Here is a 24,169-nt window from a genome sequence, read left to right on the forward strand (position 1 = left end):
CTCTGATGCGCTCGAATGTCAGCGCGACAAGGCCCCGGCACCGAGGTCGAGCAACTCGGCGGCCAACGCACGGCCCAGCTTGTCGGCTTCGTGCTTCTCGGCGATCGCCGACGCACGGAGGATCTGCACGGAGTCCCCTTCGACCCCGGTGGCGGCGATGCCACGCAGCGAGAGTCGTTCGACGACGGCCCCCTCGGCATCCAGGTCCTCCACTACATCGGCCAGTGCGCCGACGGGCGCGCTGCAACCGGCTTCGAGCGCGGCCAACATGGCCCGCTCGGCCGCCGCCGCGACCCGTGTCGCTTCATCATCCATAATGGACTGAAGCAGGTGTTCGGTGTCCACGTCGTCGACGCGGGTCTCAACAGCCAGCGCACCCTGCGCGGGGGCCGGCAGCATCTGGATCGGGTCGAGCGTCTCGGTGATCACGTCGAGCAGCCCGAGCCGCGAAAGGCCGGCACGCGCGAGCACAACGGCATCCAGCTCACCGGAGGTCACCTTGCCCAGCCGCGTGTCGATGTTGCCGCGGATCGGGACCACCTCCAGCCCGAGCCCGAGCGCGCGCAGCTGCGCGATCCGCCGCGGCGAACCGGTACCGACGACCGACCCGGCCGGCAGCTCCCCCAGCGTGAGCCCGTCCCTGGCGATCAGCGCGTCCCGCGGGTCCTCGCGCAACGGCACGGCAGCCAGCGCGATCCCGGGCTCCGGCGCCGTCGGCAGGTCCTTGTAGGAGTGCACGGCGACGTCGACCTGCTTGTTCAGCAACGCCTCGCGCAGCGCAGAGGTGAACACGCCGATGCCGATCTCGGCGATCGGCGCGCTCGACCGGTCGCCCGGCGTGGAGACCGTGACGATCTCGACACGCTGGCCCGCCTCCTCGAGCGTGCGCGCGATGGTGCCGGTCTGTGCGAGGGCGAGCTTGCTCCCGCGCGTACCAATACGAATGGGACGTTCAGCCACGCTTGTCACCGTCGATCTGCTCGTGTTTGGCGCCTGCCGACGGGCTGGACACGATGCTCGGCGCCTGCGGGTCGAGCTCGAACAGCTCGCGCAGCGCGTTCGCGTAGTCGGTGCCTGCCGTCTCGGCGGCGAGTTGCTTCACGCGCACCGTCGGCGCGTGGAGGAGTTTGTCCACGACCCGCCGGACCGTGCGGCCAAGCTCCTCGCGAACGTCGACGTCGAGCTCCGGCAGCTTCTTGTCGAGCCTGAGCAGTTCCGCGTCGACGACCTCGGCGGCCCGGTTGCGCAGCGCGGTCACGGTCGGGGTGACGGCGGCGCTGCGCTGACCGGCAAGGTAGGCCCGCACCTCGTCGAGGATGATGCCCGCTGCGCTCGCGGTCTGCTTGGCGGTGGTGCCGCTGCCGGACTCGTGCATCCGCCTGCGCACCGTCTCCAGGTCCACCAGCGTGACACCGGCAAGGTCACCCACGGCCGGGTCCACGTCGCGTGGCAGCCCGAGGTCGCAGATCACCACCGGCGCGTCGGCGCGCGGCGTCACGTGCTCGATCCCGAGCACGGCGTCCTTCGCGCCAGTGCACACCACGACGACATCGGCCTTGGCGACCGCATCGGCGAGCCGGTCCATCGGCACGGCCTTCGCAGGCACGCCCTGCTCGGCGACGCCAACCGCGAGCCGCTCGGCGTTGGCCAGGGTGCGGTTGGCCACCGACACACCCGCAACGCCTGCCTTGCGCAGCTGGGCGGCGGTGAGCGCACCCATCGAACCGGCGCCGACGATCAGTGCCTGCTGCCCTGCCAGCGGCTCCGCCGCGGCGAGTGCCGCCGACACCACGGACGCGCCGAGCGCGTCGAGCCCGGTCTCGGTGTGCACCCGCTTGCCGACCCGCAGGGTCGTCTGGATCAGCTCATGCAGGACACGGCCGACGGTGCCTGCCTCGCGGGCGCCGGCGTAGGCCGCCCGCACCTGGCCGAGAATCTGGGTCTCGCCGACGACCATCGAGTCGAGGCCCGACGCGACGGAGAACACGTGCTCCACCGCGGCGCCGGCATAGTGCACGTAGAAGTTGTCGTAGAGGTCGGCCGGCTCCATACCGGCCTGCCTTGCCAGCACGCCGGTGATGCCGGCGAGGCCGCCGTGGAAGGTCTCGACGACCGCGTAGACCTCGATGCGGTTGCAGGTCGACAGCAGCATGACCTCGGAGACGTGCTCCGCCTGCTGCAGCTCGTACAGGACCTTGCCGACCTCGGCTGCCGGAACGGCGGCCTTCTCCAGCGTGGTCAGGTCGGCGGTTCGGTGGGACAGCCCGATCGCCAGGATGCTCACGAGCGCATCACCGCCCCGTTGCCCGAGACGGGGCCCTCGGCCGCCTCGGCGTCCGCCCGGCGGGCCACGTGGAAGGACAGGATCTGCAGTTCCACAGCCAGGTCGACCTTTCGCACCTCGACATGTTCCGGCACTTGCAGCACCACCGGAGCGAAGTTCAGGATGCACTGCACCCCGCCTGCCACCAACCGGTCGCACACCGTCTGCGCTGCAGCCGGCGGCGTCGCGATGACCCCGATGGAGATCTGGCGCTCGGCGCACACCTGCCTGATGTCGTCCAGGTGTGACACGGGCACCCCGCCCACCGGCACCCCGATCAGGTCCGGATCGATGTCGAACAGGGCCTCGACCGGGAAACCGCGTCCGGGAAACCCGCCGTAGTTGGCCAGCGCATGTCCGAGGTTACCGATTCCCACGACGGCGACCCGGTGCTGGCGGGTCAGGCCGAGCGTCCGCTCGATCTGACCGACGAGCACCTGGACCTCGTAGCCGACCCCGCGGGTGCCGTACGAGCCGAGGTAGGACAGGTCCTTGCGCAGCTTGGCGGAGTTGACCCCTGCCGAGTTGGAGAGTTCCTCGCTGGAGACCGTCGTGGCACCCTGCTCCGCCATCGCGGACAGCACCCGCAGGTAGACGGCGAGGCGAGCGACCGCAGCCTCGGGAATCGACCTGGCGCGGACCTGCTGGTCGCTACCGTTCTCGGCGACGGCCGGCAGCTCGGCGGTGGGCGCGTTGTCGGCATCGGGCACACCGGGTGACCTGGTGCGCTTGTGCGCGGCGGCTCCGTTGTGCCTGCCCCGCTGTGCCACCACCCTGGCTCCTGTCACCGAGATCGAAAAAGTCAACCTTGACCTGACGCGCGCGAGGGTGTTTGATGCCGGCGCCGCGCCAGTCGCGTGGCAATACGGTAGTTCATTTGTGAACGCAGGCACAAAGCGGCTGGTAAAGGGCCTTGACCGAGGTCACAGTCCCCCCTTTCTGACGGTCTGTCAGCTTTTACCCGCGGCTAACCGGTCGCGATGGTGAACACAACCGAATGCCATCCCGTCGCCCCGTCCGGCACCACGGGTGCGCGCTGCTCGGTCTGCGTGTAGCCGGACCTGTCCGTGGCCCGGCAGGTCAGTTGATGCGTACCGGGCTGAGTGACGTCCACGGCGAGCTGCCACATTCGCCACGTGTCCTCGTTGACCACTGTGGACAGTTCGGCTTCCTGCCACGCCCCGTTGTCCAGCCGCACCTCGACCTTCTCGATACCGGTGTGTTGCGCCCAGGCGATTCCCGCGACGACGACCCGGCCCGCGGGCACAGTCGCGAAGCCCTTGGGCGAGTCGATACGCGACTGCGTCTTGACCGGCGCCTCCCGCGCCCACCCGCGTCGCAGCCAGTAGGCACTGCGCGCTTCCCAGCTGGTGAGTTCCAGGTCGGTGACCCACTTGGTGGCCGAGACGTACCCGTAGAGGCCGGGAACGATCATGCGGGCGGGGAAACCGTGTTCGAGCGGCAAGGGCTCGCCGTTCATGCCCAGCGCGAGGAGTGCGCCGCGACCGGGCTCGAGTACGACCTCGACGGGGGTGCCGCAGGTCCAGCCGTCGGCGCTGGTGGAGAACAGCTGCTGCGCGCCCGGCCGCACCCCGGCCTCGCCGAGGAGCCTGGCGAGATCGACGCCGACGAACTCGGCGGTGGAGATCAGCGGGCCACCTACCTCATTGGACACGCAGCACAGCGTGATCGTGCGCTCGACGAGCGGCCGGCTACGGATGTCGGCATAGGAGAGGTTCAGCTCGCGCTCGACCATGCCGTGGATGCGCAGGCGCCAGTCCTCGGCACGGACCTGGGGCACGACGAGCGCGGTGTCGATCCGGTAGAAGTCCGCGTTCCGGGTGAGGAACGTCGGCGTCCCGAGCTTGGCGAAATCGGCGTCGGCAGGTATCGGCGGCGCCGTGCGGACCGGGTTGAGCGGCCCGACGGCGACGCGGGAGCCCTCCGCGTCCCTGGTGGTGCCGATCAGCTGCCCGGCGAGCCCGGCGACACCGGCACCGACCGCGACAACGCCGGCCCCGATGAGGAACTGCCGCCGGTCCGCCGACGACAGCGCAGGTGCCTCCGCCGCGCGCAGGCCGCGCGCGTGTAGCCAGCGGAACGTGGCGAGCCCGGCCAGCAGGCTCGCGGTCGGGGCGAGCAGGGCGAGCTGCCCCAGATCCGGCCGGGTGAACACGGCAGCGCCGCCAACGACAGCCAGCACGAGGACGACGATCGAGCCGGCCAGTGAGCTGCGTCGCGACAACAGCCCCGCCGCCACGGCCAGCATGACCAGCACCACGGCCATGCCGCTGAGCAGGACGAGTTTGTCCGCGGTGCCGAGCGTCCGGATCGCCCAGTCCTTCAACCACGGCGGCGACAGGTCGACGGCCGAGTTGCCGACCGCGAGGTAGGGCGAGGCACCGCGCCCGACGAAGGCTGCGACCAGGTGCCCCGCCGCCAGCGCGGCAGCCAGCGCGAGCACCCCGGCGAGCGCGGCATAGGCGGCGGACAGCCGGGGCGGGCCCGCGTCGGAATCGCTCATACCCAAAGTATTCGGCGCCGCGCCGGTAATAGGAGCGTTATGGCGCCATCAGCGCGGTTCGCAGCCGGGCCTCGTCCACCGACCAGTACCCGTGTTCCTGACCGTCGACGAGGATGACCGGCACGCGGTCGCCGTACTCGGCACGCCATTCCGGATCGGAGTCGACATCGGCCGCCGACCACGGCACACCGAGCTCACCGCAGATCCGCTCGACGTCCTGCTCGGCCCGGACGCACGCCGAGCAGCCGTTCCTGGTCATCACGGTCACCTGGGCCATGCAGCCATCATCCCCGCACGTGGAACCGGCGCAGCTTCCCGGTCGGCGAACGCGGCAGCTCGTGGGCGAACTCGACGGTGCTGGGAACCTTGTACCGCGCCAGCGTGGTCTCGCACGCCTGCATCACCTGCTGCTCGGACAGCGCGACACCCGCCGCGGGCACCACGACGGCCTTCACCGCCTCGCCGGTGCGCTCGTCCAGCAGGCCGACCACCGCGACCTCGGCGACCTCCGGCAACGCCGCGATCACGTCCTCCACCTCGCGCGGGTACACATTGAAACCGTTGACGATGATCAGGTCGTTGGCGCGGTCGACGAGGTGCAGGTCGCCGTCGGTGTCGAGGTAGCCGACATCGCCGGTACGGAACCAGCCGTCGGCATCCGGCCCATGTGCCCCATCCGGCCAGTAGCCGGTGAGCAGGTTGTCGCCGTGGATCGCGACGAGCCCCGTGCCGCCGGTGTCGTCGGGGAACGCATCAGCCGGATCCTCCGGGTCGAGGGCTACCGGGCCCGGCGTGCCGTCGCTGTCCACGAGCCGCACCTCCACCCCGGGCAGCGGGTGGCCGACCGATCCCGGCTTGGCGTTGCCGGTCACGAGCGTCGAGGTCACCACCGGCGCGGCCTCGGTGAGCCCGTAGCCCTCGTAGACCGCCAGCCCGGTCGCCGCGCGGATCGCGGCGAGCACGTCAGGCCGCAGCGGTGCGGCGCCCGAGACCAGCAGCCGCGCTGTCGCCAGTGCCTGCTTCACCTCGTCTGCGGGCAGCCTGGCGAACTCGGTGTACATCGCGGGCACCCCGACGATCACGCTCACCCGGTGGGCCGCGCAGGCCGCGAGTGCCTTGTGCACGTCGAAGCGGGGAGCCAGCACCGCCGTCGCACCCGTGGCGACGGCGCTGAGCAGGCCGGGGCCGAGCCCGTAAATGTGGTGCAGCGGGATCGCGATGAGTACGCGGTCGCCGGGCTCGGCGAGCCGGGTGGGCAGGCTGTGTAGCTGGGCGACATTGGTGAGCAGCGCCCGGTGCGAGAGCATCACGCCGCGCGGACCGCCGGTGGTGCCGGAGGTGTACATCAGCGCGGCGATGTCCTCGCCTCCGCCGCTGGCGATGAGCGGCTCTGCCGGCGCGACCTCGACGACCGGCGTCAGCACCGTGACCCCGTCGGCGAGTTCCTCGGCGCCGGCACTGAGCAGCAGCCGTGCGCCGCTGTCGTCCAGCACCTGCCCCAGCTCGGCGTCGGGCGCCTGCGGCGACACCGGGACGGCGATGCCGCCGGCCCGGGTGACCGCGAAGAACGCGACGGCGAACTCGATCGAGGTCGGCAGGCGCAATGCCACCCGGTCGCCCGGTCGCAGGCCGGCTTCCTGAAGGCGCCGCGCCTGTGTGCTGGCGGCGGAGTCGATTTCCGGCCATGTGAGCGCGGTATCGGCCACCGTGTCGATCAGCGCGGTCTGCTCCGGACGGTCACTGGCGACGGTGGCGAGCAGGTCCGCGACGTTGCCGGCCTCTGCGGTCACAACCAGCCCCTTTCGGTATCGGCCAAGTCTGCCAGTGGGATCCCCCGTCTCGGGGAGGACCGAGCGCGTCGCCGCTGACAACCGGAAACGCCACTACCTACTTCGCGGTAACAACGCGTATGCTCGCTCAGCGACGTTGTGGCAGTGATCACGCGGAGCCGGGAACGGGCCCGGAGGAGGTGCAGCACGATGAGCTTGCCCATCGCTGTCGCGGCTGGTCCCGCACCCCTGCACCGCCAACCCGCCGACGCCGTCGACGCCGTCGACGCCACCGCCGCACAGAACTGGGACCTCGTGCGTGCCGCGCAGCGTGGCGACACCGCGGCCTTCGGCACGCTCTACGACCGCTACGTCGACTGGGTGTACCGGTACGTCCTGCTGCGGGTGGGCGACCGGTACCTCGCCGAGGACGTCACCAGCGAGACCTTCCTGCGGGCGCTGCGCCGGATCACGTCCATCTCCTACCAGGGCCGCGATGTCGGCGCCTGGTTCACCACGATCGCCCGCAACATCGTGCTCGACCACGTCAAGTCGAGCAGGTTCCGGCTGGAGATCGTCACCGACGAGGTCACCGAACCAGGCGCGCTGCCCGCAGGCGGCTCCCCGGCGGGTCCCGAGCAGGAGGTGATCAGCAGGACGACCAGCGACGAGCTGCTCCGCTGCATTGCCGATCTCGGCGACGATCAGCGCGACTGCATAATCCTGCGTTTCATCCAGGGATTCTCGGTGTCGGAGACCGCGCAGATCATGCAACGCAACGAGGGTGCCGTGAAAGCACTACAGCATCGGGCCGTCCGCAGGCTCGCGAAGCTACTACCGACAGGGCTGCTCTGACACCTGCCGTGCCCACCGACTCAGCATCGGATAGTCACCGGTAGGAGTTGTATCCTCGCTACTCTGTGCACAGCACCCGGAGCGGACTCAACAGGTGGAGGCGGTGTGCGTGTCACTGTGGCGGGCCCGCGGTAAAGGGCGGGAACGTGAACGGCTCGCCGCGCTAGCCGGCGAAGCCTCGGCCGAGGCTGCCGTCGCGATGGAAGCGGCACAGGTCGCCACAATCGACGCCGTCGCCCCTGCGGACGGTGCCGAGGCCCCGCCGCCGCCCGCACCACCAGACCTCACGGCTGCGGCGTTCTTCGACGTCGACAACACGATGATGATGGGCGCCTCCATCTTCCACTTCGCCCGTGGACTGGCCTCCCGCAAGTACTTCACGACCTCTGACCTGGCCGGCTTCGCCTGGCAACAGGTGAAGTTCCGCGTCGTCGGCCGCGAGGACAAACAGGGAATACAGTCCAGCCGCGAGCAAGCACTGTCCTTTGTGGCCGGTCGAACCGTCGACGAGATGGTGGCCGTCGGCGAGGAGATCTACGACGAGCTGATGGCCGACAAGATCTGGACGGGTACCCGCGCGCTGGCGCAGATGCACCTCGATGCGGGCCAGCGGGTGTGGCTGGTCACCGCGACGCCCGTCGAGCTCGCGGCCATCATCGCCCGGCGGCTCGGACTCACCGGCGCGCTCGGCACCGTGGCGGAAAGCAACGACGGCGTCTACACCGGCCGGTTGGTCGGCGACCTGCTGCACGGCAGGGCGAAGGCGCACGCCGTGCGCGCACTCGCGGCCCGCGAGGGGCTGAACCTGCGCCGCTGCACGGCGTACTCGGACTCACAGAACGACATACCGATGCTGTCGGTGGTCGGCACGGCGGTGGCCGTCAACCCGGATGCCGGCCTGCGCGATGTCGCCAGGGCCCGCGGCTGGGAGATCCGCGACTTCCGAACCGGACGCAAGGCAGCCAGGATCGGCGTGCCGTCCGTGCTGGGTGCCGGCGCGGTCGCCGGAGCCGTCGCCGCCGGTATCGCCTACCGCCGCCGAGCCGCCTGAAGGGCCCCTGAAAGTCACCCAAGGCGACCTTGGGGAACCTCAGTCGAGGAAGATGCTGCGGCGCTGGGAGAGACGGCGGTACAGCATCTGCTGAATGGCTTCCCTGACCTGATCGGTGAGGCTGAAGACCTGCATCGGGTCCTCCTCGGCCTCGGGGTCGAGGGGATCCACCTGAATCGGCTCGCCGAACTCGATGTGCCACTTCGTCGGCAGCGGGATGGCGCCCAGCAGGCCGAACAGCGGGAAGAACGGCGTGACCGGGAAGTACGGCAGGCCCAGCAGGCGGGCGAGCGGCTTGATGTCGGCCAGCTTCGGGTAGATCTCCTCCGCGCCGACGATCGACACCGGGATGATCGGCACACCGGCACGTAGCGCCGCCGACACGAACCCGCCGCGACCGAAGCGCTGCAGCTTGTACCGCGCGGAGAACGGCTTGCCGGTGCCCTTGAAGCCCTCTGGCCACACCCCGACGAGCTCGCCTGCCCGCAGCAACCGCTCGGCGTCGGGATGACAGGCCAGCGTCTGCCCCGATCGGCGAGCAAGCGTGGACAGCAGTGGGGCCTTGAACACCAGGTCGGCGCCGAGCATCCGCAGATGCCGGTGCCGCGGGTGTTTCTCGTGGACGGCGAACGCCGTCATGATCGAGTCGATCGGCAGCACACCCGAGTGGTTGGCCACCAGCAGGGCGCCACCGTCGAGCGGCAGGTTCTCCACACCGTAGGTCTTGACGCGGAACCACTTCTCGTACAGCAGCCGGACCGGCGGCAGCACCAGTGTGTCGGTGAACTCGGCGTCGAAGCCGAACTCGTCGACCGTGTAGTCACCGGTCAGCCGGTGCCGCACGAACGAGACGAACCGATGGACCGGGTCACTCGGTGGGTCCTGCTGTTCCGCCGTGGCGGTACCCGGGAAGGCCACCACGGGGGCGTCGCGTTCCCGTGCCGCGGACTGCTCTCGCGCTGCCGTCTCGTCCCTGGTGCGGTGCAGCTGGATCACCTGCGCCGAAGAGCCGGTTGTCACTGCTTCACCCTCCAACCGCCCACTGCGGTGGCCAGCTCGGCGAGGCGCTCGTTGTCGACGACCGGGCGCAATCCCCGGCCCATGATGTAGTCGTCGAACGCCTCACGGGTGGTCCACCGGGGCGTGTAGCCAAAGGTCTGCTTGAGTTTGCTGTTGTCGACGACCCTGCCGAAGTTCAGCAACCGCACCTGGTCCGCGGAGAAGTCGACCACGCGCGCGCCGCGCAGCACCTTGCCGATCGAGGGCATCAGCGCGCGGGGCATCGGCACCTCGACCCGCCCGGCACGGCGGATCGCCTGTGACAGGGTCAGCACGCCGTCGGCGGCGACGTTGAACACACCTGGCTTGTCGTTCAGGGTCGCGCCCTCGAGTACGGCGAGTGCGTCGGAGGCGTGCAACAGCTGCAGGCGTGCGTCGTAGCCGAGCACAGTCGGCACCATCGGCAACGCGAAATAACGCGACAGCACCGTGTCCACATCGGGTCCGATGAGGTTGGCGAACCGTCCCATGGTGACGGTGATGTCGGGGCGGCGCCGGGCGAGCCCGCGGACGTAGCCCTCCATCTCGACCGCGTCCTTGGCATAGCCCTCGAACGATGCCGGGATGAGCTCGGAGTTCTCGGTGAACACCGCGGGCGAGCGCGAACTCGCGCCGTACACGGCCGTCGTCGACTTCACGACGAGCTTGCGCACCAGCGGCGAGCGCTGGCAGGCCGCGAGCAGCCGCATCGTGCCGATGACGTTGACTTCCTTGATCGCCGAGCGCCTGCCAGGCCCCGCGGGGTGGCACGTCGTCGCGGCATGCACGACCGTGTCCACCTTCGCGGAGCCGATGACCTTGGCGATCAACGGGTTACGGATGTCGGCGCGAACGAACTCCGCGCGCCCGATGCGGCGCAGGATGTCCGGACGCGGTGGCGACGTGTCCACGCCGATTACGCGTTCCAGGTCCGGATTGTTGCCCAGCCTGGTCAGAAGCCTGCTGCCCAGCTCGCCGGCGACCCCCGTGACGAGGACGACTGTGGGCGGCATGAGACCCCCTGGCGGAACGACGTGGCCTTCTCGACAGACGCGGCGCTTCCGAATGCTACCTGCCGAAAGGGTTACGGAACCGTCGCTTACACGCTATTAACCGGCCATCTACCGGACGGTGTTACGCGTGTCAGCCAACTGATGCCACCCGCGCCGGGTGGACTTCCCGCGTTTACTTGCCCTGCTTGCGACGCTGCACCCGAGTGCGGCGAAGCAGCTTGCGGTGCTTCTTCTTGGACATACGCTTGCGGCGCTTCTTGATCACCGAGCCCACAGGTGCTCCTTCACGTTCGGTCGACATCGCGTGGGGCAAGCACACGAAACGGCCTATCAGGTTACCTGGGGCGGTGCAGCGCCCTGCTTCCGGGCTCGCGACTACCGATGAACGCTAACCAACCTCGAAGTACGCGTTGTCCAGGTAGTCGTGCACGGCCTTCTCCGGTACCCGGAAAGACTTGCCGACGCGTACGGCCGGCAGCTCACCTGAGTGCACCAGACGGTAGACGGTCATCTTGGAGACCCGCATCAGCGACGCCACCTCGGCGACCGTCAAGAACTGGACCTGCCGGGGTCCCGGCACGTCCTCTTTCCTGTTCGGCGGCATAGGTCATTCACCGTGTCCTTAACACGTGTCGTGCCGCTCGGCTTCCCCACCGGGCGGTACCGACACGCACGTGCTCATACCGAGGGTAGCGGGACTGGTGGGACTCCTGCGACGGCCGTCAGGCCCAATCATGGCAATTTGCCAACACGGTCCGTGACGGCAACCTGCCTCAGCGGTCCTCGTGCGCCTTACCGAGTTCGACCGAACGGTCACGTGCCGCCTCGATCGCGTCCAGCAGCGCGGCACGCACGCCGTGCTTCTCCAGCTCCCGGATCGCGTTGATCGTGGTCCCCGCGGGCGAGGTGACCGCCTCGCGCAGGATCACCGGGTGCTCGGCGCTCTCCGCGAGCATCTTCGCCGCGCCCACCGCGGACTGGACGATGAGCTGCTCGGCGACCGCACGCGGCAACCCCAGCAGGATCCCGGCGTCGATCATCGCCTCGACCAGGAAGAAGAAGTACGCGGGCCCGGATCCGGACAGCGCGGTGACCGCGTCCTGCTGCGACTCGGGAACCTCGACGACCTTGCCGACGCTGGAGAGCAGCTCGGCGACGGTGCGGACGTGCTCGGCGGTGGCGTAGCGGCCGGGAGAGACGGCGCTCATCGCCTCGTTGACCACCATCGGGGTGTTCGGCATGACACGCACCACGGGCATGCCGTCAGGTAGCCGCCGCTCGTACAGCGCGGTCGGCAACCCCGCACACAGCGAGACGATGAGGGTGCTGGAGCCGACCAGCGGCGCGAGCTCGTCGAGCAGCGGATCGATGTCCTGTGGCTTGACGGCCACGATGAGGACGTCCGCCCGCTTCGCCGCCTCGGCGACCTCCACGCCCGCGATGCCGTAACGCTCGGTCAGCTCGGTTGCGCGCTCCGGATGCCGTTCGGTGAACAGCAGCTCACCGGCGCTGCGGCCGCCGTGCAGCAGGCCCGACAGCAAGGCCTCGCCGATCTTCCCAGCACCGAGTACCGCGACAGTTCCCATAGCGCCGACCCTAAGCCGCGGCTCTGCCAGGGGAGCCAGGAGGTGTTTCAGAAGCGGCGGCAGCCGCTTTAGCCACTTCGAAACATTCCTAGTTAGGGGGCGAGAGCGAGTTGGCGTGCCTGGCAGATGATGCGGCCCTGGGCATCGACCACGACGGCGTCGGAGTCGAACCAGCCCTCCTGGATCGACCGGCTCTCCACCTGCACCCGCAGCCAGCCGGGCGAGGGCCTGGCCCGCACGAGCGCGGTGAGCTGAGCCGTCGGCGCCCAGCCGAAGCGGCCGAGGTTGAACACGACGGGCGGGTTGATGTCACCGGCCAGCAACGCGAAGTACGGATCCGGCTCGCCGTCGCGGGGCCGGACCCACAGGCGCATCCTGGGCGGGTCACCGGTACGCCCGACGAGGTAGCCCGCCGTAGCCGGATCGATCCGCACATCGCACCCCTTGGCGAGGTGGAACATGCCCTCCGGCGTGTCGCCGGAGAGCGTCACGGCGCCCGGCGGCGGCTCCGCAGGCAGCGGAGGTGCGTCGTTCCACACCGGGCGCCGCACCGGCAGCCTGCCGGCGGTGAGCCGCGCCTCGACACAGCTGCGGCCGCGCTGCTCGAGGCCGACACCCACGACGGTCGCCTTGCGGCCGATCTTGCGGATGTCGGTGCGCAGCAGGACGGGCCCGATCGCGGGCGGCCGCAGGAACTCGGCGCTGACGATCATCGGATCGGCTGGCGGCTCACCGTGCTCGGCGAGCGCGGCCACCCCGGCCTTGGCGAGCAGCGCGACGAGGAACCCCCCATGCGGGTGACCACCGATGGACCATTCGTGACGCAGGTCGGCGGTGAACGTCCCATCGCCCAGCGTCCTCGGCGCGCACGCCGCGCCGAACGACGTGGGCTCGTAGTCGACGGTGCTCACGAACTGCTGACCCGCGCTCGAGGGGAGAACGCGGTGCAGGCAAGCCGTTCGGCTGATCTTCTTCTCAGGTAGCCGTGCCTCTGCTCGCCACACGTCACGTACTCGCGCACGGTCTCCCCTTCCGCCGCCGGTCTGCCGCTCGGCAGCCCGGACCCCGTACAGCACCCGATCACACGCGGGTCGTGAGTGTCGAACATCGGATACCCGTCCCCATCGAGCAGGATGTTCGCGTCGGCGTAGCCGGTCCGGCCCTGCGCGCACGACTCGTCGAGCGGCCACGGGCCCGCGGCAGCGAGAATCGGCGAACGCAACGGCTCCACGGTCCAAACCATACGTCCCGTAGCCCCGAAATTGCTCTTCGCCCGCACCGCGAGTTGATCTTGTTACTGGCCGAGGTGCAGTCGGGTGTAGAGCAACGCCTCGCCCAGCACTCTGGCCCGCTGCGCAGGACTGCGGGCGGTACGCGTGTTCACCTCGAGGACGATCTGCCCGCCGAACTGGCTGCGTGTAAGGCGTTCCAGCAGTTCAGCGCAGGGTTGACCGCCATGGCCCGGCGCGAGGTGCTCGTCCTTGGGGATACCCGTGCCGTCGGCGAGGTGGACGTGCGCCAGGCCCTCGCCCATCCGCTCGGCGAGTGCGAGCGCATCCATCCCGGCGGCCGCGGTGTGCGAGAGATCGAGCGTGTAATGCGCATAACCGACGTCAGTCGGGTCGATCGAGGGGCGGAACGCCGACACCCGGCTGTTGCGGCCCCCGCCGGGCGGGCGAACCTTGAACATGTTCTCGACCGCGATGTGGACGCCGCTGCTGTCCTCCAGCTCGGCGACCAGATCGGCGAAGGCGTCGCCGTAACGGCGCTGCCAGCGAAACGGCGGATGCACCACGACCGTGCTCGCTTCCAGCTCCATGGCGGCCTCCACGGAACGCCGCAGCCGCACCACCGGGTCCGGCGACCACACCCGCTGCGTGATGAGCAGGGACGGCGAGTGCACGGCCAGCACCGGCACACCGGTTTCCCGGCTGCGTTTGCGCAGTGTGGGCACGCTCTGACTCTCCTGGTCGGCCCACACCATGACCTCGACGCCGTCGTAGCCGAGTGTCGAGGCCAGCTCGAAGCCGGCGCTGGCGCGCTGCGGCCACACCGACGCCGTCGACATCCCGACCGGGATCGTCACACCGTGCTACCGAGAGACGAGCAACATCGCGGCCGGCGACACGGTGACCACGAGACCCACCAGCAGGGCGAGCACCGTGGTCTGCAGGTCCTCGGCCCGCCGCACCTTACGCACGATCCAGACCAGGCCGACCGTCACGACCAGTGCGGCGACCAGCGCCGCGGCCGGCAACTGCACCCACAGCCAGTTGAACCCGAGCCAGACGGCGGCACCCCCGACGACACCGAGGGCGAGCTGGCCTGCCAGCGCCAGCCACTGCCTGGCAGGCGACTGCGGCTCCGCCTCCTCGTCGTCCCGTTCGTGGTCCTCGGCGTCCTCGTCGTCGTAGGCGTAGTCGTCGCCGTCGCTGTCGTCGTCGCCGTAGTCCTCGTCGTAGTCGCCGCGCTGCGCGTCGGGATCGGCGAGCGGGTCGTCGTCGAGGACACCACCGTGGTAGGCCCGGTCGGCTCGGTCGGCTTCGTCGGCATCTTCGTCGGCATCGAACTCGGGAACGTAGAACCCGGTCGGCGGGCCCTCATCGTCGTCGTCCGGCCGCGCAGGCGGGAGCGGCTGGGGTGGAGGCGGCACGGCGGGCATCACGCCGACCTCGGTGTCCTCCAGCTGCACGTCACGCTTGCGCCGGCGCCAGCCGGCGAGCCCGGCGGGCGGCTCGTCCGGGGCCAGCACGCCGTCGACGGAGGCCGCCGCCGGCGGCTCCTCCACCGCGGCGAACTGCTCGGTGCTGGGCTCCGGCGGTGGCGGCGGCGCGCCACGCGGTGGCCTGCGCCTGCGCGGCGGCACCGGGAACGCACCGGTGCCAGGGGGCGGGGCCGGTGGTAGCGGCGGCCCGGGGCTCTCCGCCGGGGGCGTTCCGTCGAGGCCGTCCAGCCGGGCAGCCAGCGTGCCGCCCGGTGGGTCCGCGGGAACCGGGTCGGCCGGGGGCTGCGGGACCGCGGGCGGTACGCGCCGGGTCGCCGTCATCCGGCTCGGGGGGTCCATTGGCGGCGGAGGCATGCCGTTGCGACCGGGTGGCGGCAACGGTGGTCGCACCGCCTCCTCCGGTGGTGGCAGGAGGTAGCCCCCGGTGCCCTGGGGAGGCGGCGGCACCGCACGTGGCGGCTGGGGCCGCACCGGCGCGTCGCCCTGCGGCTCCGCGGGTGGCGGTGCGGACGCGCCGTTACGCCTTGTCATCCCCGGCGGCGGAGGACCTTCCGCCCGCACGCGGTCGATGATCGCCTGAGGCGCCGTGTCGGTGATGCTCGGCCCGTCGTCATCGTCGGCAGCACGACGCCGCCGGCGGCGCGGTGCGCCGCCGACCTGTCCACCATGCTCGGCGAGGAGTTCGGCCACCGTCTTCTGCGGCCGCCCGCCGTCGCTGTCTCGCGTCATCCTTTCCACCGTGCCCGTCGCCCGTTGTCTGCTTGTCTCATCCACACGCGCTGTCGTCGACAGGCGTCTAGTGTGAACCCAGGCGTCATGCGTGCCGAGCCTGGCCGGTCATCGTTGCAGTCTGGTCCGCGCCGTCCGAATGGTCCAGCCGTCGGAGAATCACACCTTCCCGCAGCGCCCAGGGGCATATTTCCAAAAGCTCGACGGACAAGGCGCGCATCGTGGCCTGCGCCACGAGGGCACCGGCGGCCAGCTGGTGCGCTCTGCTGCTGCCGACGCCTTCGAGCTCGGCGAGGTCGCGGGAGGAGATCCGGGACACGAAGGCGATCAGCTGACGCAGCGCGGTGTCGGTGAGCACCCTGTGCTCGCGCGGGCCCGCGGCCGACGGTGCAGCGCCCGTGAGCCTCGCCAGCGAGCGGAACGTCTTGGACGTCGCCACGACCCGGTCCGGCTGGCCGAGCTTGGCGACCTTCTTCGCCAGGTCGCCGAGCTGGTCCTCCAGCCACACCGTGGTGGACACGAGCTCCGAACGGGAAGGTGGGTCGTGGCTGAAGCGGGTACGCGTGATGCGCCCGGCTCCGAGTGGCAGCGACTCGGCCAGCTCGGGCTCCTCGTCGATGCCCATCGCGACCTCGAGCGAACCACCGCCGATGTCGATGACGAGCAGCTTGCCCGCCGACCAGCCGTACCAGCGGCGGACGGCGAGGAAGGTCAGGCGCGCCTCGTCGTCCCCGTTGAGCACACGCAGCTCGACGCCGGTCTCCTCGGCGACCTTCTGGAGGACCTTGCTCGCGTTGGTCGCCTCCCGCACGGCCGAGGTCACGAGGGACATGAGCTCCTCGCAGCCGAGCCGTTTCGCGGCGTCCTTCGCCGACTGCACAGCCCGTACCAGCGCGGATACGCCGTCTTTGGACAGCTCGCCGTCCTTGGTGATCTGCTCGGCGAGCCGCAGGACCGTCTTCTCGGAATGCATCGGCGTGGGGTGGGCACCACGATGAGCGTCCACCACCAGCAGGTGGACAGTGTTCGACCCGACGTCGAGTACCCCTAGGCGCACAAAACCCTACGGTACCTGGACCGCGCCCTAGCTTTCGAACTTGTAGCCGAGACCGCGCACCGTGACGAGGTGGCGGGGCGAGCCGGGGTCCGGTTCGATCTTGGACCGCAAACGCTTGACGTGCACGTCCAGTGTCTTGGTGTCGCCGACGTAGTCGGCACCCCAGACCCGGTCGATGAGCTGGCCACGGGTGAGCACGCGGCCGACGTTACGCAGCAGGTACTCGAGCAGGTCGAACTCCTTCAGCGGCAGCGACACCTCGTCTCCGTCGACGGTCACGACATGCCGCTCGACGTCCATCCGCACCGGCCCCGCCGCCAGCACGAGCGGGGACAGCTCGCTCTCTGTACCGTTCTCGCCGCCACGCCGCAGCACAGCCCGGATGCGGGCGATCAGCTCGCGCGCCGAGTACGGCTTGGTGACGTAGTCGTCGGCGCCGAGCTCGAGGCCAACGACCTTGTCGATCTCGCTGTCCCTGGCTGTCACCATGATCACCGGCACCGCCGAGCGCTGGCGCAGCTGCTTGCACACGTCGGTGCCGCTCATGCCGGGCAGCATCAGGTCGAGCAGGACGATGTCGGCACCGTTGCGGTCGAACTCGTCGAGCGCCTGCTGCCCGTCGGTGGCCACAGCGGCGGTGAACCCCTCCTTCCGCAGCAGGAAGGCGAGGGGGTCGGCGAACGATTCCTCGTCCTCGACGATCAGCACCCTGGTCACAGCGTTGTTCCTCCCTGTTCGGTGCCCTCCGGCCCGGTCACGACCAGCGGTTCGGGTTCCAGCTCCGGCCTCGGCTCGGACGCTGCCGCCCGGTCCTCGGTACCGACATGCGCGGGTATGCGCAGCGTGAAGGTGGAGCCGATCCCCTGGCTACTCCACAGCAGGACCTCGCCACCGTGGTTGGCGGCGACGTGCTTGACGATCGCGAGGCCGAGACCGGTGCCGCCGGTAGCGCGCGAGCGGGCCTTGTCCGCGCGGTAGAACCGCTCGAACACGCGCTGCTGCTCGTCCTCGGCGATGCCGATGCCGCGGTCGGTGACGGCGATCTCGACGAGGCCGTCGACGACCCGCCTGCTGATCGACACCGGACTCCCGGCCGTGGAGTAGGCGACGGCGTTCTCCAGCAGGTTCGTCAGCGCGGTGACGAGCAGCGTGCGGTCGCCCTCGACGAGGAGCCCACTCGGCCCATCGGTGGTGACGGTGATGTCGGCGGACTCGGCCGCGAGCCTCGTGCGGCCGAGCGCTTCGCCGACGACGGCGTCGACCTCGACGACGTTGAGCTCGGGCAGCTTCTCGGCGCCCTGCAACCGGGACAGCGCGATGAGCTCGGTGACGAGCTTGCCGAGGCGGGTCGACTCGCGCAGGATCTTCTCGCCGAAACGGCGGACCTCGACGGTGTCGTCGGCGGCGTCGAGCACGGCTTCGGCGAGCAGGGCGATGGCCCCGACCGGTGTCTTGAGCTCGTGACTGACGTTGGCGACGAAGTCGCGCCGCGTCGCCTCGAGCCGGACGGCCTCGGAGTGGTCGACCGCCTCGACGACGGTGAAGCCGTCGCCGAGCGGCCGGACCTCGGCGAGCACCGCCTCGGGCTGGCGCCCACGCACCGCGAGCGGGGCAAGATCGATCTCCAGCGTTTCACCCGTTTGGATGACCTGCTCGGCGGCTTTGCGGGCGCGGGCGTCGGCCTGGTTGAGCCGGATCAGGCCGAGTACCTCAGCCCTGCGGTTGTAAAGCACCAGGTCACCGAAGCGGTTGAGGACGAGCACACCGTTGTTCGACGAGCGGACGAAACGCTCGAGCAGCTCAGCCGGCGTGGTGCCCGTTGGCCGGCGCACCGTGGATCGGCGCCGTGCCCTGGCAACGAGGTAGCCGACGGTCAGGCCGACCACCAGTGCGGCGGTGGCCAGCGCAAACGAAGCGGGCGCCGTCACGGTGGCATGGTAAGCACCGAAGTAGCCCATTGGCCTAGTCCCGGCCGCGTTCTCGTGATGCCTGTGACACCTGCGGGGCACCTGTTCGCCGCGGGGTCAGACTCAGTTCACATTTCCTTCACACTGCGTCGACCCCGCCGCAAACTCACCCCATTCGATTCATTCGATCGAGTTGAGCTTGTCGAGTTCACCGGCGGACAGTTGGATCTCCGCGGCGGCCACATTCTGTCGCAGATGCTCGGGATCTCCTGTGCCCGGAATCGCAAGCACGTTCGGCGCCCGATGCAGGGTCCACGCCACCAGTATCTGCGCTGGGGTCGCCCCGTGCACGGCAGCGACATCGGCCACCGTGCCGGTCGGCGCCCCACCGTGCACGGAGAAGAACGGCACGAAAGCGATGTCCTGCTCGGCGCACAGGTCGAGCAGGACATCGTCGTCGCGTTTGGCGAGGCCGTACCAGTTCTGCACGCTCACCACGGGAGCGATGTCCTGCGCCTCGGCGAGGTGCGCCGCGCCGACGTTGGAGATCCCAAGGTGGCGGATGAGGCCCTCCTGCCGCAGCTGAGCGAGCACCGCGAAGCGGTCGGCCAGCGTGCCCCTCCCCCGGTCGAGGTGCTCCCCGATGCGCAGGTACACGAGGTCGAGGTGGTCGCGACCGAGCTCACGCAGGTTCTGCTCGACCTGCTCACGCAGCTCGTCCGGGCCGGCCTCGCCCGAAAGGTCGGCGTTCGGCCCGACCTTGGTGGCGATCACCAGGTCCGCCGGGTAGGGGCGCAGCGCCCGCCGGATCAGGTCGTTGGCCTTACTCGTGGGCGAGGCGTAGAACGCGGCGGTGTCGATGTGGTTCACCCCCAGCTCGACGGCGGTACGCAACAACGCCGTGGACTGTTCGGGGTCGCGTGGCGTGCCGCCGGGGTGCATCGGCAGCCGCATTGCGCCGTAGCCGAGCCGGTTGACGGTGTGGTCGCCGAGCTGCCAGCTGGTCGTGTTGGTGGAGTGCACTGTCATGACACCAGCGTTGGCCGCCTGGGCGATCGGCGTCCCCGATCGGCAGCTTCCTGCCACACTTGTGAGGTGACTGTGAGCGATGTCGCGCTGGTGCGGGGCGAGGAGGAGGTCTTCGCACGCACGGCGCACCTGTTCGTCACGGCGGCGGACGTGGCATGCGCGGCCAACGATCTTTACACCTGGGCCGCGTCCAGGTCACACGCCGCGCCGCCTCCGCAACAGCACCGACCGGCACGGGTCCGCAAGATCTACCGGCCGGGTGTGCTGCTCGAACCCACCGCCGCAGCGCACCTACGCGAGCTGGCCGCAACGGGTGTCGACATCCGCATCACGGCCGAGGAGATCAACGAGACGATCATCGTCGACCGTCGGCTGGTGATCCTGGCCGGCGACGTACACGACGGCGCAAGGACCTACACCGTGCTCACCCGGCCCGAGGTGGTCGAGGGGGTGTTGTCGCTGTTCGAGGCGGCCTGGCGGGGAGCAACGCCGCTGGCAGGCTACGACGCCGACTTCGCCGAGCTGCGTGTGCTGGTCCCGCGCATCCTGGACATGCTGGCGTCCGGCTGCAAGGACGAAACGGCGGCACGCACGCTCGGCCTCGGCGTGCGCACGTACCGCCGCAGGGTCGCCGAGCTGATGGCCGCGCTTGGTGCGTCGTCCCGCTTCCAGGCCGGCGTCCGGGCCCGCGAACTCGGCCTCGTCTGAGACATTGCGGGGGCGAACCCTTACCGCCCCTGGTTGGCGACCGCGGCAGCAGCCTCCTTAGCGGCTTCCGGGTCGAGGTAGGTGCCGCCGGGGTTCGTGGGCTTCAGGTCGGCGTCGAGGTCGTAGCGCAGCGGGATGCCGGTGGGGATGTTCAGGCCGACGATCGCCTCGTCGGAGATGCCGTCGAGGTGCTTGACCAGTGCCCGCAGCGAGTTGCCGTGTGCGGCGACCAGTACCGTCCTGCCTGCCCGCAGGTCGGGCACGATCGCGGACTCCCAGTACGGCAGCAGCCGCGCGACCACGTCCTTGAGGCATTCGGTCGTCGGCATCCCGGCGCCGAGATCCGCGTACCGCGCGTCACCGTCCTGGCTGTACTCGGTGCCCGCCTCGATGGGCGGCGGCGGGGTGTCGTACGAGCGACGCCAGAGCATGAACTGCTCCTCGCCGAACTCCTCCAGGGTCTGCTTCTTGTCCTTGCCCTGCAGCGCCCCGTAGTGCCGCTCGTTGAGCCGCCAGTCGCGGCGGACGTCGATCCAGTGCCGGTCGGCGACGTCGAGGGCGATGTTCGCCGTCGAGATCGCCCGCCGCAGCAGCGACGTGTGCACGACGTCGGGCAGCAGCCCCGACTCGGCGAGCAGCTCACCACCACGGCGCGCCTCGACCTCGCCCTGTTCGGACAGCGGGACGTCGACCCAGCCCGTGAACAGATTTTCCGCGTTCCACGTGCTCTGCCCGTGTCGCAGCAGCACCAAAGTCCCAAGTTCGGCCATGGCGTTCAGCCTGCCAGAATGCCCGCCGCCGAGTCCCCCTGACCGGGTTCTACTCACAGTGTCTCAGCGGAGATCGCGCCATTCACTCGAATGCTTGCGGTTCAGCCATGAACATTTCGACAGGGTTAACGATGTCGCGGTGCGTCAACGATTGCCTACAATTTCACCCGATTGGGGTAGTCAGTAGTCTTGTGATTACAGACCCGAGTCTGACAAGTTGACTACCAACCCGCGCGGCCGGAACCACGCACTCCCCGGTCGCTCGCGGGCACAGACGCAGCTCGTCTCCCCCCTGCCGAGCTGCGACCCGCCGGCCCCGTTGGCACCCCCCTCGCCACCGGGTCCATGCGGCGGGGACGTCAGCGGGGCGGCTCGAGTTCGCGACTCCCCCCTCCCTCGAGCCGCTCCGCGACACCTCGTCGCTCAGTCGCCGGTCAGCGAACCCGGCTGATGCGGAGTGGACGGCTGGATCAGGTGTTGGAAGGCCTGCAGGTTCGCCAGCGACTCACCGCGGGAGACCCGCCAGTCCCATTCCCGCCGGATCGACCCGGCGAACCCGAGCTCCAGCAACGTGTTGAAGTCGCCGTCGGCGGCTTCGAGCACCTGCCCGAGCAGCTTGTCCAGCTCGGCCTCGGTGACGGTGTCCAGACCGAACCGGCCGACGAGGTAGATGTCGCCCGCGGCGTCGATCGTGTAGTGCACCCCGTACAGCTTGGCGTTGCGGCGAAGCAGGAACCGGTAGACCTCCTCGTGCGCCTCGTCAGGGCGACGGCACACGAACGCCTCCACGGCGAACGAGTGCTCACGCGCCACGAGCCAGCAGTTGGTCTGCAGCTTCCGCACCCCTGGCAAGGTGACGAAATAGGCGCCCTCGCCCTTGCGTTCGTAGGTCAGCTCCGCGGCGTCGAGTGCCCCGGAGATCACCGCGTCGATGCTCACACCGCCACCTCCAGCGCTGCCTCGCGGAAGGCGCTCGTGGCCTCGGCGTAGGCGCCCAGCAACACATCGGTGGTGCGCTGCCAGGAGAACCGGCTCGCGTGCCGCAGGGCGCCTGCCGCCAGCTCGGCATGCCTGCCAGGGCTCAGCGCGACGAGATCGAGCGCCGCCGCCCAGTCCTCCGCCCGGTGCGATGGCACGAGCAGTCCCGACACCCCGTGGCTCACCGCAACCGGCAACCCGCCGACCTCCGCGGCGACCACCGGCGTGCCGCACGCCTGCGCCTCCAGCGCCACCAGACCGAACGACTCGTTGTAGCTGGGTACCGCCACCACATCGGCGGCCCGGTAGACGTTCACCAGCGCGGCACCGGCCTGCGGCGGCACGAACCGGGTCAGGTCGGCGATGCCCAGCGACACCGCCAGCTCGCGCAACGCCTGCGGCTGCTCCAGCCCGGTGCCCGACGGCCCGCCCGCCACCAGCACCACCAGCCGGTCGCGCAGCGCCGGATCCCTGCGCAGCAGCACGGCGGCAGCGCGCAGCAGCACGTCGGGCGCCTTCAACGGCTGGATCCGGCCAGCGAAAGCCAGCACGACCGCGTCGGCAGGCAGGCCGAGCGCAGCCCTGGCGGCAGCACGCGAGCCGGGTTGAAACCGCTGCAGGTCGACGCCCGGTGACACCTTGCGGACGGTGTCCGGGTTCGCGCCGTACAGCTCGACGAGCTGGCCCGCCTCCACGTCGGTGTTCACCACGAGCCGGTCTGCCTCGGCGACGACCTGCTCCTCACCGATCACGCGGGTACGCGGCTCCGGCGCGTCACCCTCGGCCAGCGCGGCGTTCTTGACCTTGGCCAGTGTGTGCGCCGTGTGGACCAGTGGCACGCCCCAGCGATCGCGGGCGAGCCAGCCGACCTGGCCGGACAGCCAGTAGTGGGAGTGGATGAGGTCGTAGTAACCGGGTTCGTGGAAGGCCTCCGTACGCAGCACGCCCGAGGTGAACGCGCACAGCTGCGCAGGCAGTTCATGGCGTTCCAGCGGTTCGAAGGGGCCGGCCTGGACGTGCCGTACCAGCACGCCCGGCGCCAGCTCGACGACCGGTGGCTGCTCGGAGGAAGTGGCGCGGGTGAACACCTCCACCAGCACGCCGCGGCGGGCCATCTCCATCGCGGTCTGCGAGATGTAGACGTTCATGCCACCGGCGTCTCCGGTGCCGGGTTGCTCCAACGGCGAGGTGTGCACGGACAACACCGCTACCCGGTGCGGCTGGGTAGCCGACCGGTGCCAGGAGATCGTCACCGAATCACCTTTCTGTCGCCGGCGCCGGCCGGCCGATCGTCGGCGAACCGACCCAAGGTCGCGTTGAACTCCCCCGCAGCCTCGATGAACGGTAAATGCCCTACCCCCGGTAACCAACGCGTATCCGCCCCCGGAATCTTCCCGGCCGCGTACGCACCGGCGCTGAGGTCGACGACCGCGTCCTCCGTGCCGTGCACCACCAGCGTGGGCACGTCGATACCGGCCAGCACCCGCGCGCTGTCGACGTCCCGCCGGAACAGGGCCGCACGTACCTGTGGCGGGACTTCGAGGCAGGTCCCGAGCAACGCCTGCGCGAGTGGCCCCGGCACCTCCCGCGTCGCCATCGCCGCGCAGAACTCGGTGAGCGCGGGCAGCGCAACGGCGAGGTCAGCGGAGAGCGCGGCGGGCAGCGCGGCATGCATTGCGGGGCCTACCCGGCCGCCAGGGTGTCCGCGGCCGATCTCGGTGATCGCACTCACCAGCACGATGCCGGCGAGCCCCGCGGTGCCGTGCACGCGGACGTAGTCGGCGATCACCAGCCCGCCGTAGGACCAGCCGACGACGATCGCGGGTTCCCCTGCGATGCCCAGCACGGATGCCAGATCGCCGGCCCACACCAACGGATCGTCGTAGCCGCCGCCGGGTACGTCGGACACGCCGTGCCCGCGTAGGTCCAGCGCGACGAGGCGGAACCGGTTGCGCAGGCCGGCATCGGCGAACTGGTGGTCCCATACCCGCGCCGACTGGGCCCAGCCGTGGACGAACACGATCGGCGGCGCGGTCTCGTTCCCCTCGACACGCACCCCGATCCGGACGCCACCGGCGCCGACGACTTCGGTCCTCATTCAGCTGGC

Annotated in this window: 26 protein-coding genes; 3 read left to right on the forward strand and 23 right to left on the reverse strand. The window is 70.0% G+C overall.

The genetic code is table 11. The features are described from left to right. Window positions 1-18 precede the first annotated feature (18 nt). The 6 genes from hemC to ABZ863_RS01210 form a co-directional block, all read right to left on the reverse strand. A complete protein-coding gene (hemC, locus tag ABZ863_RS01185) occupies window positions 19-969 on the reverse strand; it encodes a hydroxymethylbilane synthase (RefSeq protein ID WP_358529477.1) in 951 nt (316 codons plus the stop codon). Beyond that, window positions 953-2,284 (reverse strand): glutamyl-tRNA reductase, encoded by a 1,332-nt coding sequence (locus tag ABZ863_RS01190; RefSeq protein WP_358529480.1) that lies wholly within the window; start codon window positions 2,282-2,284, stop codon window positions 953-955. Before ABZ863_RS01190 ends, hemC begins: the two co-directional genes overlap by 17 nt. Further along, window positions 2,281-3,096, reverse strand: coding sequence for a redox-sensing transcriptional repressor Rex (locus ABZ863_RS01195; RefSeq protein WP_358529483.1), 816 nt, complete (start codon window positions 3,094-3,096; stop codon window positions 2,281-2,283). The genes ABZ863_RS01190 and ABZ863_RS01195 overlap by 4 nt, the downstream gene beginning before the upstream one ends. A gap of 194 nt (window positions 3,097-3,290) precedes the next feature. Next, entirely contained in the window at window positions 3,291-4,847 is a 1,557-nt protein-coding gene (locus ABZ863_RS01200) for a molybdopterin-dependent oxidoreductase (protein WP_358529486.1), read from the reverse strand. Between the two features lie 37 nt (window positions 4,848-4,884). Next, window positions 4,885-5,124 (reverse strand): glutaredoxin family protein, encoded by a 240-nt coding sequence (locus ABZ863_RS01205; RefSeq protein ID WP_358529488.1) that lies wholly within the window; start codon window positions 5,122-5,124, stop codon window positions 4,885-4,887. A 7-nt stretch (window positions 5,125-5,131) separates the two neighbouring features. Continuing rightward, complete coding sequence (locus ABZ863_RS01210; RefSeq protein ID WP_358529491.1) at window positions 5,132-6,637, reverse strand: AMP-binding protein; 1,506 nt, start codon at window positions 6,635-6,637, stop codon at window positions 5,132-5,134. Window positions 6,638-6,826: 189 nt separating this feature from the next. Here ABZ863_RS01210 and ABZ863_RS01215 point away from each other — a divergent pair, with 189 nt between their 5' ends. Both ABZ863_RS01215 and ABZ863_RS01220 read left to right on the forward strand, forming a co-directional pair. Continuing rightward, window positions 6,827-7,471 (forward strand): sigma-70 family RNA polymerase sigma factor, encoded by a 645-nt coding sequence (locus tag ABZ863_RS01215; protein ID WP_358529494.1) that lies wholly within the window; start codon window positions 6,827-6,829, stop codon window positions 7,469-7,471. Between the two features lie 94 nt (window positions 7,472-7,565). Further along, entirely contained in the window at window positions 7,566-8,522 is a 957-nt protein-coding gene (locus ABZ863_RS01220; protein ID WP_358529496.1) for an HAD-IB family hydrolase, read from the forward strand. A gap of 39 nt (window positions 8,523-8,561) precedes the next feature. Here the strand turns inward: ABZ863_RS01220 and ABZ863_RS01225 are convergent, their stop codons facing one another. From ABZ863_RS01225 to ABZ863_RS01285, 13 genes are all read right to left on the reverse strand, one after another. Beyond that, window positions 8,562-9,542, reverse strand: coding sequence for a lysophospholipid acyltransferase family protein (locus tag ABZ863_RS01225; protein WP_358529499.1), 981 nt, complete (start codon window positions 9,540-9,542; stop codon window positions 8,562-8,564). Then, entirely contained in the window at window positions 9,539-10,573 is a 1,035-nt protein-coding gene (locus tag ABZ863_RS01230) for an NAD-dependent epimerase/dehydratase family protein (RefSeq protein ID WP_358529502.1), read from the reverse strand. Before ABZ863_RS01230 ends, ABZ863_RS01225 begins: the two co-directional genes overlap by 4 nt. Window positions 10,574-10,745: 172 nt before the next feature. Beyond that, a complete protein-coding gene (locus tag ABZ863_RS01235) occupies window positions 10,746-10,847 on the reverse strand; it encodes an AURKAIP1/COX24 domain-containing protein (protein ID WP_005453035.1) in 102 nt (33 codons plus the stop codon). A gap of 114 nt (window positions 10,848-10,961) precedes the next feature. Continuing rightward, a complete protein-coding gene (locus tag ABZ863_RS01240) occupies window positions 10,962-11,177 on the reverse strand; it encodes a helix-turn-helix domain-containing protein (RefSeq protein ID WP_358529505.1) in 216 nt (71 codons plus the stop codon). Between the two features lie 169 nt (window positions 11,178-11,346). Next, a complete protein-coding gene (gene proC, locus ABZ863_RS01245; RefSeq protein ID WP_358529508.1) occupies window positions 11,347-12,159 on the reverse strand; it encodes a pyrroline-5-carboxylate reductase in 813 nt (270 codons plus the stop codon). A 92-nt stretch (window positions 12,160-12,251) separates the two neighbouring features. Beyond that, window positions 12,252-13,070: a thioesterase family protein gene (locus ABZ863_RS01250; protein WP_358529510.1), complete on the reverse strand. Its 819-nt coding sequence runs from the start codon at window positions 13,068-13,070 to the stop codon at window positions 12,252-12,254. Then, window positions 13,067-13,390 (reverse strand): hypothetical protein, encoded by a 324-nt coding sequence (locus ABZ863_RS01255; RefSeq protein WP_358529513.1) that lies wholly within the window; start codon window positions 13,388-13,390, stop codon window positions 13,067-13,069. The genes ABZ863_RS01250 and ABZ863_RS01255 overlap by 4 nt, the downstream gene beginning before the upstream one ends. Before the next feature lie 63 nt (window positions 13,391-13,453). Then, window positions 13,454-14,227 carry a sugar phosphate isomerase/epimerase family protein gene (locus ABZ863_RS01260; RefSeq protein ID WP_358530462.1) on the reverse strand — a complete coding sequence of 258 codons (774 nt, stop codon included), beginning with the start codon at window positions 14,225-14,227 and terminating at the stop codon, window positions 13,454-13,456. A gap of 24 nt (window positions 14,228-14,251) precedes the next feature. Next, the gene (locus tag ABZ863_RS01265) at window positions 14,252-15,613 is read right to left on the reverse strand and encodes a hypothetical protein (protein WP_358529515.1); all 1,362 of its coding nucleotides are present in this window, start codon (window positions 15,611-15,613) and stop codon (window positions 14,252-14,254) included. Window positions 15,614-15,698: 85 nt separating this feature from the next. Then, entirely contained in the window at window positions 15,699-16,670 is a 972-nt protein-coding gene (locus ABZ863_RS01270) for a Ppx/GppA phosphatase family protein (RefSeq protein ID WP_358529518.1), read from the reverse strand. A 27-nt stretch (window positions 16,671-16,697) separates the two neighbouring features. After that, entirely contained in the window at window positions 16,698-17,387 is a 690-nt protein-coding gene (locus ABZ863_RS01275; RefSeq protein WP_358529520.1) for a response regulator transcription factor, read from the reverse strand. Next, window positions 17,384-18,598 (reverse strand): ATP-binding protein, encoded by a 1,215-nt coding sequence (locus tag ABZ863_RS01280; protein ID WP_358529522.1) that lies wholly within the window; start codon window positions 18,596-18,598, stop codon window positions 17,384-17,386. Before ABZ863_RS01280 ends, ABZ863_RS01275 begins: the two co-directional genes overlap by 4 nt. Before the next feature lie 159 nt (window positions 18,599-18,757). Further along, complete coding sequence (locus tag ABZ863_RS01285) at window positions 18,758-19,606, reverse strand: oxidoreductase (protein WP_358529525.1); 849 nt, start codon at window positions 19,604-19,606, stop codon at window positions 18,758-18,760. A gap of 72 nt (window positions 19,607-19,678) precedes the next feature. Between ABZ863_RS01285 and ABZ863_RS01290 the strand changes: the two genes are divergently transcribed. Then, entirely contained in the window at window positions 19,679-20,314 is a 636-nt protein-coding gene (locus ABZ863_RS01290) for a DNA-binding response regulator (RefSeq protein WP_358530465.1), read from the forward strand. Between the two features lie 20 nt (window positions 20,315-20,334). Here the strand turns inward: ABZ863_RS01290 and ABZ863_RS01295 are convergent, their stop codons facing one another. From ABZ863_RS01295 to ABZ863_RS01310, 4 genes are all read right to left on the reverse strand, one after another. Next, window positions 20,335-21,084: a phosphoglyceromutase gene (locus ABZ863_RS01295; protein ID WP_358529527.1), complete on the reverse strand. Its 750-nt coding sequence runs from the start codon at window positions 21,082-21,084 to the stop codon at window positions 20,335-20,337. Between the two features lie 423 nt (window positions 21,085-21,507). Then, complete coding sequence (locus ABZ863_RS01300; RefSeq protein ID WP_358529529.1) at window positions 21,508-22,023, reverse strand: YbjN domain-containing protein; 516 nt, start codon at window positions 22,021-22,023, stop codon at window positions 21,508-21,510. Further along, window positions 22,020-23,315 carry a D-inositol-3-phosphate glycosyltransferase gene (gene mshA / locus ABZ863_RS01305; protein WP_358529532.1) on the reverse strand — a complete coding sequence of 432 codons (1,296 nt, stop codon included), beginning with the start codon at window positions 23,313-23,315 and terminating at the stop codon, window positions 22,020-22,022. Before mshA ends, ABZ863_RS01300 begins: the two co-directional genes overlap by 4 nt. Further along, a complete protein-coding gene (locus tag ABZ863_RS01310) occupies window positions 23,312-24,160 on the reverse strand; it encodes an alpha/beta hydrolase (protein WP_358529535.1) in 849 nt (282 codons plus the stop codon). The genes mshA and ABZ863_RS01310 overlap by 4 nt, the downstream gene beginning before the upstream one ends. Window positions 24,161-24,169 lie beyond the last annotated feature (9 nt).

The organism is Saccharomonospora sp. NPDC046836 (assembly GCF_040645195.1).
GTDB lineage: Bacteria > Actinomycetota > Actinomycetes > Mycobacteriales > Pseudonocardiaceae > Prauserella_A.